Origin of the sequence: Photorhabdus sp. RM322S (genome assembly GCF_042879395.1) — a bacterium.
Taxonomy (GTDB): domain Bacteria; phylum Pseudomonadota; class Gammaproteobacteria; order Enterobacterales; family Enterobacteriaceae; genus Photorhabdus; species Photorhabdus khanii.
Map to the genome: position 1 here is coordinate 17,538 of NZ_JBHFKW010000036.1, position 13,996 is coordinate 31,533.

At 46.2% G+C, this 13,996-nt stretch carries 11 protein-coding genes and 1 pseudogene; 8 read left to right on the forward strand and 4 right to left on the reverse strand.

The window, feature by feature from the left end; translation table 11 throughout:
- Positions 1 to 41: 41 nt before the first annotated feature.
- The 4 genes from ACGF63_RS18150 to ACGF63_RS18165 form a co-directional block, all read right to left on the reverse strand.
- Positions 42 to 560, reverse strand: a complete 519-nt coding sequence (locus tag ACGF63_RS18150; protein ID WP_387632555.1) for a DUF5625 family protein — start codon at positions 558 to 560, stop codon at positions 42 to 44.
- Between the two features lie 48 nt (positions 561 to 608).
- Positions 609 to 1,139 carry a DUF5625 family protein gene (locus ACGF63_RS18155; protein WP_387632556.1) on the reverse strand — a complete coding sequence of 177 codons (531 nt, stop codon included), beginning with the start codon at positions 1,137 to 1,139 and terminating at the stop codon, positions 609 to 611.
- Positions 1,140 to 1,238: 99 nt separating this feature from the next.
- On the reverse strand, positions 1,239 to 2,654 hold the full coding sequence (locus ACGF63_RS18160) for an HlyD family type I secretion periplasmic adaptor subunit (RefSeq protein ID WP_387632558.1): 1,416 nt from the start codon (positions 2,652 to 2,654) through the stop codon (positions 1,239 to 1,241).
- A 104-nt stretch (positions 2,655 to 2,758) separates the two neighbouring features.
- The gene (locus ACGF63_RS18165; RefSeq protein WP_132356137.1) at positions 2,759 to 4,894 is read right to left on the reverse strand and encodes a type I secretion system permease/ATPase; all 2,136 of its coding nucleotides are present in this window, start codon (positions 4,892 to 4,894) and stop codon (positions 2,759 to 2,761) included.
- A 957-nt stretch (positions 4,895 to 5,851) separates the two neighbouring features.
- Here ACGF63_RS18165 and ACGF63_RS18170 point away from each other — a divergent pair.
- The 8 genes and pseudogenes from ACGF63_RS18170 to kdpC form a co-directional block, all read left to right on the forward strand.
- A pseudogene (locus ACGF63_RS18170) lies at positions 5,852 to 6,390 on the forward strand (ISKra4 family transposase); the annotation flags it as partial.
- A gap of 130 nt (positions 6,391 to 6,520) precedes the next feature.
- Complete coding sequence (locus ACGF63_RS18175) at positions 6,521 to 7,450, forward strand: Rpn family recombination-promoting nuclease/putative transposase (RefSeq protein WP_132356113.1); 930 nt, start codon at positions 6,521 to 6,523, stop codon at positions 7,448 to 7,450.
- A gap of 540 nt (positions 7,451 to 7,990) precedes the next feature.
- Positions 7,991 to 8,536, forward strand: a complete 546-nt coding sequence (locus tag ACGF63_RS18180) for a hypothetical protein (RefSeq protein WP_239002539.1) — start codon at positions 7,991 to 7,993, stop codon at positions 8,534 to 8,536.
- A gap of 82 nt (positions 8,537 to 8,618) precedes the next feature.
- Positions 8,619 to 9,356: a cyclase family protein gene (locus ACGF63_RS18185; protein ID WP_036850614.1), complete on the forward strand. Its 738-nt coding sequence runs from the start codon at positions 8,619 to 8,621 to the stop codon at positions 9,354 to 9,356.
- A 146-nt stretch (positions 9,357 to 9,502) separates the two neighbouring features.
- On the forward strand, positions 9,503 to 9,592 hold the full coding sequence (kdpF, locus tag ACGF63_RS18190; protein WP_036850612.1) for a K(+)-transporting ATPase subunit F: 90 nt from the start codon (positions 9,503 to 9,505) through the stop codon (positions 9,590 to 9,592).
- Positions 9,593 to 11,299, forward strand: a complete 1,707-nt coding sequence (gene kdpA / locus ACGF63_RS18195) for a potassium-transporting ATPase subunit KdpA (RefSeq protein ID WP_152963571.1) — start codon at positions 9,593 to 9,595, stop codon at positions 11,297 to 11,299.
- A 32-nt stretch (positions 11,300 to 11,331) separates the two neighbouring features.
- A complete protein-coding gene (gene kdpB / locus ACGF63_RS18200) occupies positions 11,332 to 13,398 on the forward strand; it encodes a potassium-transporting ATPase subunit KdpB (RefSeq protein WP_387632562.1) in 2,067 nt (688 codons plus the stop codon).
- 11 nt (positions 13,399 to 13,409) lie between these two features.
- The gene (gene kdpC, locus ACGF63_RS18205; RefSeq protein WP_152963573.1) at positions 13,410 to 13,991 is read left to right on the forward strand and encodes a potassium-transporting ATPase subunit KdpC; all 582 of its coding nucleotides are present in this window, start codon (positions 13,410 to 13,412) and stop codon (positions 13,989 to 13,991) included.
- Positions 13,992 to 13,996 lie beyond the last annotated feature (5 nt).

Sequence of the window (13,996 nt, forward strand, 5' to 3'; positions counted from 1 at the left end):
AATGGCAACTTGAAGTGTATAGGGTATATACTGATACCATTTTAGATATTCGGGGGAAAACGCATGAGCTGTACAAAACTCTCAATGCCATTAAATTCAGGCACATCCTCCAAGGTAGTAATTACCACAGAGTAACGTCCAGGGGTGAACTGAAATATGTTAATATTGCGAACCGCCGTATTTATTTTTTTCTTTTTATAATAAATGGTGTGCTCCCAACCAGATCCCACCGTGTTTATTTCCTCGTCAAAAAGAACCTTGCCGTCTTTAACCAAACGAAACAAAACGGGGATGGCAACCCCATCACCATGAGCATTGAACAACTTAAATCGCCTTTTTCTTTCCTCATGACTATCCCCAGTCGCAAACAGCAGGGAAACCTGATACTCTCCAACCTTGCTGATTTCAAAATCAATCTTGACGGATTGACCAGAATGCGATACATCAATCGATTTGTATATATCAATGTACTTAGAACACGCCATTAATAAGGTGCAGCTCATAAAAATAATAATGTTTCGCCAGCTTTTAAACCTTTCATATACCTGTAATACTTTCATTACGTCACTCCAAACTTTGATATTTTCTTTGTTTATACTGATACCATTTTAAATCTTCGGATTAAAATACGTGAGTTCTACAAAACTCTGAATGCCATTAAAATCAGGTACATCCTCCAGGGTAGTAATTACCGCAGAGTAACGTCCAGAGGGTAACGAAAGTGTTTTAATATCGCGCACCGCGGTATTTATACCTCTCTCTTTGTAATAGAAGGACTCCCACCCATCGAGCCTCACCGCATTTATTTTCTCGTCAAAAAAAACCCTGCCGTCCTTAACCAGACGAAGCGAAACGGGGACAGCAACTCCATCCTTATCCACATTTCCGAACAACTTATCCCGCCTTCGTATTTCATCAAGACTACGCCCAGTAGCAAACAGCAGGGCAAACTGATAATCTCCCGCCTGTCTCTTGCTGAGTTCAAAATTAATCTCGACGGATTGCCCAGAATGCGACACATCAATCGGTTTACGTACAGTATCAATATGCTTAGAGCATGCCATTAATAAGGTGAAGCTCATAAAAATAATAATATTTCGCCAGTTTTTAAACCTTTCATTAACCTGTAAAACTTTCATCACGTCACTCCAAACAAAGTAAGACTGCGAAAAAACATCCTTGACCATTAACGGTAACTTATCTCAAAGGCGGAAAACGGTGAGTATGGCAAAGCGCGCTTACCGCTCTCTCAGACTTTCATCCATATGCTGCTGCAATGGGCTCAAGAAGTAATCGATCACCCGACGTTGATCGGTTTTTATTTCTGCCGTGATCGACATGCCCGGAGACAGCGCGACTCGCTGACCATTGACCAGCACGTGATCAGACTTCAAGCGAATACGGCTGCTATAGATGAGTCCATGCTTTTCGTCCTCGATGGCATCGTTCGACACATTGAGCACTTCGCCGTCAACGGTACCGTACTTGGTAAAAGTGAAGGTTTCCACCTTGACGGTGACCGGTTGGCCGACGTGGATGAAACCTACATCCTTGTTTTCCAGCATAGCTTCCACTTCTACCTGTTGGTCTGCGGGGACGATGACCATCAGCGATTGAGCCGGTGTAACCACTCCACCGACGGTATGGATAGCGAGTTGTTGAACTGTGCCGGCCACTGGGGCTTTGAGGCTGGTCAGGGTTTCCTGGTAACGAGCCTTCGCCAGCTCCTGAACCCGGATCGCTGCTTTTTGATTGGCTTCCTGTTGCAGGTCGAGCATGGCGCGGCGATTTTGTGCAACAACAGCCTCACGCCGACGTCGCGCCTCGTCCTGGGCGGCGGTGTGCTGCAAGACACTGGCCAGCTGTACGCTTAACTGGCGTTGCAGATCCAGCCGCGTCTGCTCTTTTTCCAGATATTCATGCCGCGATACATACTGTTTCGTCAATAACCGTTGGTAATCCTCGGACAATTGTGTAGCAATCGGTATCGTTTGTCGCAAGCTAGCCACCTGAGCCTGAGCCGACTGGATTTCGGCGCTGCGTTGGAGGATTTCTGCGTCCACCAACTCCAGGTTGCTGCGGTATTCCTGGTATTGTCCTTGAAGCCAGCGTTGGGTACTGAGCACCTGCTCAGGGTTGGCGTTGGCAATCGTCCCTACCAATGATGCCGGCGGCTGTTGCTGATTAATCGCGTCGAGCATGGCGGCACTCCGCGCACTGTCGATACGCGCAGCCAGCAGCTCGCTCTGGATCCGGCTGACGTCGGCGCTCGCCGCCGTCGGGTCGAGTTCGACCAACAACTCGCCGACTTTCACCGCTTGACCGTCATTGACGTGGATCGCTCTGACTACCGCCGTTTCGCTGGATTGAATCAACTTGGTCTTGCCATTGGGAACCACCTTTCCCGGGGCGATAGCCACTACCTCGATTTTGCCGATGCAGGCCCAGAGCAACGCCAATACGGCGAAACCCATAATACTCCAGATGAAAATTCTCGGTGCTGGGTGAACAGGTGTTTCCTGCAACTCCAAAGCCGTCGGTAAAAACTGCAATTCATGAGCGAGTCGCGGCGACACATCCATGCTTTTACGTTGACGCCAAGACTGACTCCACGCGTGGCGATAGCGCTGCAATAAGGAAAGGGTGGCGCTCATATGACGTTATTTTCCTTGAATCGGGGTATGTTTGTCTTGATCACTTCTGCCTCTGGTTACGTTATTAGCCGGTGTTATCGCACGTTGCGAGAAATGGAAACCTTTCAGCCCTGCTGCATTCGATACAGTCGTGAATAATGGCCGTCCTGACGCACCAATAACTCGGCGTGGGTTCCCTGTTCGACGATCTGCCCGCGATCCATCACGAGGATGCGATGCGCATCGCGTACAGCGGACAACCGATGAGCGATAATGATGACCGTTCGCCCCTTGCAAATGCTTTGCATGTTCTGCTGCACAACCCGTTCAGACTCATAGTCCAGCGCACTGGTCGCCTCGTCGAAAATCAAAATGCGAGGATTGCCGATCAAAGCTCGGGCAATAGCCACCCGTTGCCGCTGACCACCCGAAAGTGACGTGCCGTGCTCACCCACCATGGTGTCGTAACCTTCAGGCAGTTCAAGGATGAATTCATGGGCTCCAGCCATGCTGGCGGCGTGCATGACCACTTCGAGCGGCGCACCCGGATCACTCAAGGCAATGTTTTCGCGAATGCTGCGGTTGAATAGCATATTGTCCTGCAACACCACGCCAATCTGCCGGCGCAGCGAGGACACATCAGCCAATGCCAGATCCATGCCATCGACCATGACCCGTCCGCGCTCCGGAACATAGAGCCGCTGCAACAAGCGGGTCAGGGTGCTCTTGCCAGAACCGGAGCGGCCCACCACACCAATGATTTCTCCCGCGCCAATGACCAGGTTAACTCCGCGCAGCACCTCAGAGCCATCGGTCCGATAACGAAAATGCACCTGATCAAACTCTATCCGCCCCTTGAGCGGCGGTACCGTGCTACGTGTAGCCTGAGACAATTCAGTACGGGAATTGAGGATGTCTCCCAGACGCTGCACCGAAACCCCGGTTTGCTGGAAGCTGGTCCACAATTGCGCCAGACGCATAATAGGGCCGCTGACACGGCCGGCCAGCATATTGAATGCGATCAGTTCCCCCACCGACAGCTGCCCATCTATCACGAGGCGCGCACCGAGCCAGAGCGTGGCGACCGTCACTAACTTGCCAATAAGCGATACACTCTCATTGGCGAGGGTGGACAGGGCCTGTGTTTTGAAACTCGCAGCAACATAAGCCGCCATCTGGTTGTCCCACTTGCGGATGGCCTGCGGTTCAACCGCCATTGATTTTAGGGTATCAATGCCATTTACCGTTTCGACAAGGAATGCCTGGTTCTCGGCGTTGCGTGTGAAGCTATCCTGTAATCGCTTACGCAAGAGAGGGGTAACCAACGCCGATACCAGAGCATAGAGTGGCAAAGACAACAGGACAATGAGAGTCAGCCAGCCACTGTAAAAAAGCATTACCACGATGAATACCAAGGAAAAAAAGACATCGATCATCAACGTAATGGCGTTGCCAGTGAGGAAACTACGAATGTTTTCCAGTTCTCGTACACGAGCCACAGAATCACCGACGCGCCTGGCCTGGAAGTAAGCCAGCGGTAAATTGATTAAATGCCGAAACAGACCCGAACCCAACTCCACATCAATACGGCTGGTCGTATGGGAAAACACGTAACTACGAAGACCGCTCAGGGCCGACTCGAACAGCATGATGCCCAGCAACCCCGCTGCGACAACATCCAGTGTGGTTAGGCCGTGGTGCACCAGTACTTTGTCCATGACCACCTGAAAGAACAACGGAGTCACCAAGGCAAACAGCTGCAAAGCAAAAGACCCCAACAAAACTTCACCCAACAACTTGCGGTATTTGACGATGGCCGGAATGAACCAAGTGAAATCAAAACGCGAGGATTCGCCGGACAGACCGTTACTGGAACGCACCAACACCAACTGCCCAGTCCAACGCTGCTCAAGCCCCTCGAAGCTGATAACTTCGGGGCGCGCCGAACGTGGATCCTGAATCAAAGCTTGTTCCTGATCCAGCTTAGCTAAAATAAAAAACTTCCCATCTCGGCCAATAGCAATAGCGGGCAATGGCGTGTGCTCAAGCCTGGCAAGTGTGGTACGCACAGCCTTGGCTTTCAGCCCCGACTTCCGTGCAGCCAGCAGCAGCTCATGCTGGGTAACACCTTGATTAGTGGTAGAAAATTCGTGTGAAAGTTGTTCAGTCGATATAGCCATATTGTGAAATCGGGCCAACATGGCTAGGCAAATCAGGCCGGTGTCCAGCTCTGGGGAAGAATGGGGTGACTCAGTACTCATTTTTTTTCCATAATTGCGTCCGTGCCTACCTTTGCAAACTGAAAACATTAGGCAATGTAGGGAATGACTGTTGCAGCTTGTTGTTAATTAATATTCATTCGCTAACAACAAGATCGTTGCACTATCAAACTTGTTCAGCAGCCGAGATAAGATGGCCGCGTAGCTGGTGATAAGACTCGATACGGTTCTGCGAGCAATGCACGCTCCGTTCTAACTGCGGGTCGCGCAGATGGCGCAGGATAGAGATGCGGTGCACTCGTCGGTAAGATAAGAAAGCAGAATTATAACCATCGACAAAAAACGTTGTGTGCACGAAATTTATTCCCGTATACATACGGAGAAACCGGCCTATCGCCAGTTTCTTCACCCCAACGGCCATTGAACTTGACCCATGCGTAACTTATTGAATTATTTATATATAATACTAAATTTAGAAAGACGTCAATTAAAAAAACTATATAAACGAAAAATAGTTTAAAATAATTTAAGTAACAATTGAAGCTAATTTGCCGGTAAGGGGCAGAAGAGTGTTCCAGGGAACGCGAGAAGTTAATACGCCCCGAAGCTGGGTATTACTTACCCTTAGTTAAGAGAAAGGAAAATAATGCCGATGAGAGCAAAAAAGAGAGCATAAATACCCCCCATACTGGTTAGTTTTGCGGACGTGACACATTTTTTAAGTTTATTTGCGCCTTCGGTTAAAACATAGGGTTATTTTCTTAGCGTCGTTTTTCGTTCCATTGGACGTCGAACCTTATAACGTAGAGAGCATAAAATTGTGTGGGGCATTCCGTTCGGATGGTGATATAAAAAGCAGTTTAGAAGGTTTTTATCAGGCAGTTCATCATCATGAAAGCCTATATTGTTAAAATGGCGCTTTGCGGTGTCAGTCCTATGGTATGGCACCGATTCCGGCTATCAGGAGAGACCTCTTTAGCGGGTTTTTATTTTATTATTCATATAATTGATTGTTTTCATATCATGATGCGTCTGACTGTACTAAACCAATATGTCAAAGGGGTATTGAAAAGAGATCCTGAACGCGGTACAGAGTTATCAGGCTATTTAACCAGCATAAAATGGTCCCTCTGGCATGGAAATGTTGATAAGGCATTGGAGTATCTGGATTATTGTGCCGGGATATGTGATGACGATACATTGCATTATGAAAACAATAAAGCGCTGTTAAAACATTTCGATGAAATGTATAGCTATATTAGAAATAACAGCATGATGATCCCAAATTATGGCGAAATGTACCGGTATGGTGAGCCGATTTCCTCTTCATTTGTTGAATCGACGATTAATGGAGTCATCGCTAAACGCATGGTGAAAAAACAGCAAATGCAGTGGAGTCAACAAGGCGCACATGACTTACTCCAGACACGAACAGCGGTATTTAATTAAGATTTAAAGGCGCAATTTGAGCATTGGTATCCGGGGGTAAATTCAGTGAAGAAACGAATCACTATGTGACAGAGGCTGTTGCGACATGAGTGCCCCAAGATTTTTTTATGCTCTCTTAATAATTTATATAAGTTGATTAGATGAATTATCAAACTACCTTGATACTAGACTTTATTGTGCTGTACACTGATTATGGGAATTATTTCTTAATAAGAAAATATGAATAATAAAAAGGCGCCCCCTACACCCCATGATGCTACATTCAAAGGGTTTATGGCTCAGATAGAGAATGCCCGAGACTTTTTTGACATTCATTTGCCGGAGAAAATTAAGAGGTTATGTGATTTTAATACGTTAACACTGACTAATTCTTCATTCATTGACCGTCAGTTACGTTCAAGAATGTCCGATGTGCTCTATTCGGTGAAAACTCAACAAGGTGACGGTTATATTTATGTACTTGTTGAACATCAGTCAACGCCGGATAAAATGATGGCATGGCGCATGATGCATTATGCTTTTATGGCGATGAATCAACACCTTCAACAAGGAAATAAGGAACTCCCGCTGGTTGTGCCCGTTTTGTTTTACCACGGTGATAGCAGCCCTTATCCTTTCCAGCAGTGCTGGACACAATGCTTTTCATTACCTCACTTAGCGGAAGAGGTGTATTTCAATCCATTTCCACTAGTCGATGTGACCGTGATTGATGATAATGAGTTAGTCAATCATCGCAAAATCGCCGTGATGGAACTGGCGATGAAACATAAAAATTTGCGAGACAGGGTTGAAGCTGTGACCACATTATTGGCACAGGCCCTTAAGTACAATTATAATAGTGACAACGATGTTGTTACTATTCTTAACTACCTGTTTGTTACAATGGACTCTCCACATTTTGAACAGGTACTCCAGAAACTGATTGAACAGGTAGGCAGCCATCAGGAGGATATAATGAATATTGCACAGCGATTACGGGAACAAGGTATTCAGCAAGGTATTCAGCAAGGTATTCAACAAGGCATTCAGGAAGGTGAAAAACAAGCTTCAATTAATATTGCCCGTGCCTTTTTAAAGAATGGTGCCAGTATTGAACTGGTTATGAAAAGCACCGGTCTTAGCCGTGAAGAACTCCTCTCCTTACAATAACCTTTTCCTTCCTATTTTTTGTACTTTTACTCACTTTTCTAAGGTGGGTAAAAGTATTTGCTAATGTCAATGGGATGGAGTTCTGCTTGGCGGTGCCGTCAGTCTCCCTCTGTAATCACACTAGATGAATTGAAATTGCTTTCACACCCATGACGTCAAAATCTTCTTATCCTTGCGGGGCTTTAACTACAAGTGCATAACTTCAGCAACCGAGTTATGACAGAGTATGGGTAATCCTCCCATTTCTCATGGAGGTTAAAAGTAGAATTCAGGCAACACGTAATAAATGCTGCTTTGGAGTATACCGTTTAGCGATAACTGCATTTATCGTCGATTCTACACGTGAAGAGGCTGGGGTACCGTAAGGATTCCTGCGTAAATGAGTAACACGTGTCAATAAGAGACCATAACGTAGGCGTCAATTTTTTCACGCTCCTTGATCCTATTCCTGTCATCATCGGTTCTACTTTGTTCAGGAAATGGATTGGACTCAATAGATAATTCTTATTGAAAAAGATAAGAAAATTCTTACGAATAATCATGCAAAAATTTGAAAACACCCATTTGACACTGACGATAGAAGTAGGAATTGCCAATATAAAAACTTTCAATGATAATGACGATATGGGCACGGGAAAATTATGTGGGCCGTTGCCCATGTTAGTTTTCCAAAATATTGATGGCTTGACTATAACAGGAGGAAAGATGAGAAAATTAACTCTTATCTTATTAATGCTAGTAATAAACGTTTCAGGTTGTGCCCCCAAAAAACAACCCTTTTTTCTTGACTATAAAACCAATAGCGGAACTTTTCATTTGACTCAATCATGTATAGAAGAAATTACCCCGAAAAAAGGGAGTGACTATTATTCCATATTCATTAAAGTAAGAAATGGCGATCATTGCAGCAAACCCTTTAATCTTTTTATTAAGAAAAACGTAGGGGAAAAAATATCTGTTTTCTTTAATAATAAACCAATATTGAAAAACACCAATATAATTACGCCAATACATGTCGAAAATGGCTTCTATCAGGCAATAGACTCAAATACAACATTTAAAGAAATAGTTAACTCTTTAAATTAATGAAAATCTATAGCTTTGTTTTTATTATAGAAAAAACCATGTCGGTAAAAAAACATCTACAATTATCAAAAATGAGGTTTTTATGTCAAATAACATCTTACAAGCACTCACTTTACTGAAATCGAAAAAATGGGTCGATTTAACGCATAGCTTCGATAAAGATTCTCCCCATTTTTTTATGTTTGAACCCGCCGAGTTTAAAACCCTGTTTGATTATAAAGATGGTTTTTTTGCTCAACAATTTTCTTTTCCCGGCCAATATGGGACTCACATTGATGCTCCCTGCCATTTTGTTCCTAATGCCCGTTGTCTTGATGAGCTGGAATTAAAAGAATTGGTTTTGCCTTTAATCGTACTTAATCAGTCAGAAAGAGCAAAACAGGATCCTAATTTTTCACTTTCTAAAGAAGACATTCTTAAATTTGAAGAAGAATATGGCATTATTGAGGCAGGTACTTTCGTTGCGCTCAGAACTGACTGGAGTAAACGCTGGTCATCTCAGCAAGCCATGGATAATAAAGATGATCGTGGCAATAACCAAATACCCGGATGGGGAATGGATGCCCTCAAATTTTTATTTGAGGAGCGTCATGTTAAAGCCATTGGGCATGAAACATTTGATACCGACTCCGCTAAAGATTTTAGAAAGAATAATGCGTTGTTGGGTGAAGATTATGTATTAAAACAAGATACTTATCAGATAGAACTTTTGGCTAATTTGGACCAAGTACCTGTACGGGGTGCAGTCATTTTCAACATTGTAGCCAAACCTAAAAAAGCATCTGGTTTTCCCGTTCGTTCGTTTGCCATACTTCCGTGACTGCTCCCCGGTGCCGTATCTCCTGAAAAAGGGAAATACGGTAGTCATTTTTACACTTTTTTTACACATCCATTCACTCTTTTATCAGCTTCTTTGCACTACCTTCCCTAACCTTTATCTATCCAAATTCTCAGGAGAGATAAGCAGTGAGCATATTTCTGATTTCCGGCGCGTTATTAGTAGCCCTGTTACTGGTCTATCTGATTTACGCGTTACTCCATGCGGAGGATTTTTAAATGGCATCATCCGCTTTTTTACTGATCGCAAGTTTCTTACTGATTTTGCTGCTGCTGGCAAAACCGCTTGGAAATGTTATCGCCAATATGATCAACGGTGATATTCCGCTCTGGCTGACTAAAACAGAATCTGGCCTTTGGCGTTGCTGTGGTTTACACAAGCCTGGCGGCACAGTGAAAGAAATGAGCTGGCAACAATACGCATTAGCGATCATTATTTTTAATCTGACTGGATTATTACTGTTATTTACCCTGCTGGTCGCTCAACGAGTCCTTCCGCTAAATCCTGAACATTTTCCCGGGCTAAAATGGGACCTGGCGCTGAATACAGCGGTCAGCTTTATCACCAATACTGACTGGCAAGCCTACAGCGGGGAAAACACGTTAAGCTATTTTAGTCAGATGACGGGTTTAACCGTGCAAAACTTTCTTTCCGCCGCGACCGGTATCGCTGTGGCATTTGCGCTGATACGCGCATTTTCCCGTCATGGTGTAAAAACCGTGGGGAACGCCTGGGTTGATATCACCCGTATTACACTTTATCTGCTGCTACCGCTGTCTATGATTATCGCGCTGGTTTTTGTCAGTCAGGGAGTAATACAGAATTTCGAACCCTATCAATTAGCTCATACCATTGAAGACCAACAGCATGTGATCCCGATGGGGCCTGTCGCCTCACAGGAAGCCATTAAGTTATTGGGAACCAATGGCGGTGGATTCTTTGGCGCCAGTTCAGCTCATCCGTTTGAAAACCCAACCGCTATCAGCAATTTTATTCAAATATTATCTATCCTGCTGATCCCCTGTGCGCTCTGTTTTGCCTTTGGTCAGGTCATTGGCGATAACCGTCAGGGACACGCTTTATTATGGGCGATGTGTATCATCTTTGTCGCTGCCACCGTGGGAGTAATGTATGCCGAACTCAAAGGCAATCCCCATTTCAGTCTGCTAGGTGCTGCCAGTAATATCAATCTGGAAGGCAAAGAGAATCGCTTCGGTATCCTTGCAACCTCAATTTATGCGGTAGTGACAACCGCGGCCTCCTGCGGGGCAGTCAATGCTATGCATGATTCCTTCACCGCACTTGGCGGCATGATCCCAATGTGGTTGATACAAATTGGCGAAGTCGTATTCGGCGGCGTGGGTTCCGGCCTATACGGTATGTTGCTGTTCGTTCTGCTGACAGTGTTTATTGGTGGTTTAATGATAGGCCGGGCACCTGAATATCTCGGCAAAAAAATCGAAGTATTCGAGATGAAAATGGTCGCACTGGCGATTCTGGTCACCCCGACACTGGTACTTTTAGGTACGGCACTTGTCATATCCACCACCAGTGGACGTGCCGGTATTCTGAACCCCGGTGCTCATGGTTTCAGTGAAGTGCTCTATGCCCTCTCCTCTGCCGCCAACAATAATGGCAGTGCTTTCGCGGGCCTCAATACCAACAGCGTGTTCTACAACCTACTGCTGGCAGTCACCCTATTTTTGGGCCGTTTTGGCGTGATCCTGCCGGTACTTGCCATTGCCGGCTCTCTGGTAGTGAAAAAACGCCAGCCTGTCAGCAACGGCACACTCCCCACCAATGGCCCGCTGTTTATCGGCTTATTAATCCTGACCATTATGTTAATTGGTGCATTGACGTTTATTCCGGCACTGATCCTTGGCCCGGTAATTGAACATTTACAAATCTGGCTGATGTCCCGGTAAGTGCCAACATGAGGAATAGAGAGAGGAACACCATGACAAACAAACAACAGACATTATTCGAACCCTCTTTGATTCGTAATGCTCTTATTGATTCAGTAAAAAAATGCCATCCGGCCGCACAATGGCGTAATCCGGTGATGTTTGTGGTCTACCTGGGCAGTGGGTTAACCACAATTCTATGGATTGCCATATTGACCGGTCAGTTTAAGGGAAACACACTGTTTACCGGCAACATCGCCTTATGGCTATGGTTTACCTTGCTGTTCGCTAACTTTGCCGAAGCACTGGCAGAAGGCAGAAGCAAAGCGCAAGCCGCCAGCCTTAAAGGAGTAAGAAAAACCAGTTGGGCAACCAAACTTGCCTCAGCCAGCCATGACGCAACGCGGGAAAAGGTCCCGTCTGATAGCCTGCGTAAAGGCGATATCGTCATTATCGAAGCAAATGAAACCATTCCTTGTGATGGTGAAGTTATCGAAAGCGGCGCTTCCGTTGATGAAAGTGCCATCACCGGAGAATCTGCCCCAGTTATCCGCGAATCCGGCGGTGATTTTTCCTCTGTTACCGGCGGTACACGCGTGCTGTCTGATTGGCTGATAGTCGAATGTTCGGTTAATCCCGGTGAAACGTTTCTCGATCGCATGATTTCAATGGTAGAAAGCGCTAAACGGCGCAAAACCCCAAACGAGGTCGCTCTGACGATTCTGCTGACAGCTCTGACGATTATCTTCCTCCTGGTGTGTGTCACCCTATTGCCATTCTCAATATTCAGTGTGGAAACCAACCAATCTGGTCAACCCATCACCATCACGGTATTGATAGCCTTGTTGGTTTGTCTTATTCCGACCACCATTGGCGGTTTACTTTCTGCGATCGGTGTCGCAGGCATGAGCCGAATGCTGGCTGCGAATGTTATTGCCACCAGCGGCCGGGCCGTTGAAGCGGCGGGGGATGTGGATGTGCTGCTGCTGGATAAAACCGGCACTATCACTCTGGGAAATCGCCAGGCATCTCAGTTCCTGCCGGTTCCCGGCGTGACAGAACAACAGCTGGCAGATGCCGCCCAGCTCTCTTCTCTGGCCGATGAAACACCGGAAGGCCGCAGCATTGTCATTCTGGCAAAACAGCGCTTCAACCTGCGCGAACGTGATCTGCGCTCACTGAATGCCAGTTTTGTGCCTTTCTCTGCCATGACCAGAATGAGCGGCGTGAATGTGGAAAATCGTATGATCCGTAAAGGTGCCGTAGATGCCATCCGTCGTCATATTGAAGTTAATCACGGCAAGTTCCCTGAAACAGTCGAGATCCTGGTACAGACCGTCGCACGTAAAGGGGGAACACCGCTGGTTGTCGCAGAAAATCAGCGGGTACTGGGTGTTGTCGCGCTGAAAGATATCGTAAAAGGCGGCATCAAAGAGCGATTCAATGAAATGCGCCGAATGGGCATCAAAACCGTGATGATTACCGGCGATAACCGCCTGACTGCCGCTGCGATCGCGGCTGAAGCCGGCGTCGATGATTTTCTGGCGGAAGCCACACCCGAAGCCAAACTGGCGCTTATCCGCCAGTATCAATCCGAAGGCCGTCTGGTTGCCATGACCGGCGACGGTACTAATGATGCGCCCGCGCTTGCTCAGGCTGATGTTGCCGTTGCCATGAATTCAGGCACTCAGGCCGCCAAGGAAGCCGGCAATATGGTGGATCTGGACTCCAACCCAACCAAACTGATTGAAGTCGTTCGTATTGGTAAACAGATGTTGATGACACGAGGTTCTCTGACCACGTTCAGTATCGCCAATGATATCGCAAAATATTTCGCCATTATCCCGGCGGCATTTGCTGTCACCTATCCACAGTTAAATGTCTTGAATATCATGCATCTGCATTCGCCAACTTCGGCGGTTTTATCGACAGTTATCTTCAATGCACTGATTATTGTCTTCCTGATCCCATTAGCTCTAAAAGGCGTAAGCTACCGACCCATGAACGCATTGTCACTTTTGCGCCGCAATCTGTGGATTTATGGTCTGGGTGGTCTGATAGCGCCTTTCATCGGCATCAAACTGATAGATATGTTGCTGACTTTGCTGATCTTTAAATAAAGGTGACGAAAATGATTTGGTTACGTTCTTCTGTTGTATTGTTGCTATTCCTGACTCTGATTACTGGTGTGGCTTACCCGTTGCTGGCAACAGGTTTGTCAGAACTGATGTTTCCTTACCAGTCCCAGGGCTCTATGGTGGAACAAAACGGTCAGATAGTGGGTTCTGAACTGATTGGTCAACCCTTCACTAAAGATATTTATTTTCAGGGGCGCCCTTCCGCGACAATGGACTACCCTTATAACACGATGTTATCCGGTGGCAGTGATTTGGCGGTTTCTAACCCGGTATTGGATGATGAAATCAAACGCAGAGTTGAACATTTGCGCCAATTTAACCGCCAGCCAAACCTGCCTGTGCCGGTTGATCTGGTCACCGCGTCCGCTAGCGGCCTCGATCCTCACATTTCACCCGCAGCGGCTGATTTTCAGGTACAGAGAGTGGCTGACGCACGCCGTTTACCCGTTAAAGCGGTAAAACAATTAATCTGGAATAATACTGAAACCCCGCCATCGGAATTTCTCGGTGAACCGGTGATTAATGTGTTAAAACTCAATCTTGCCCTTGATAATTTGCAAAAGAAAAAACAGTAAGGCTG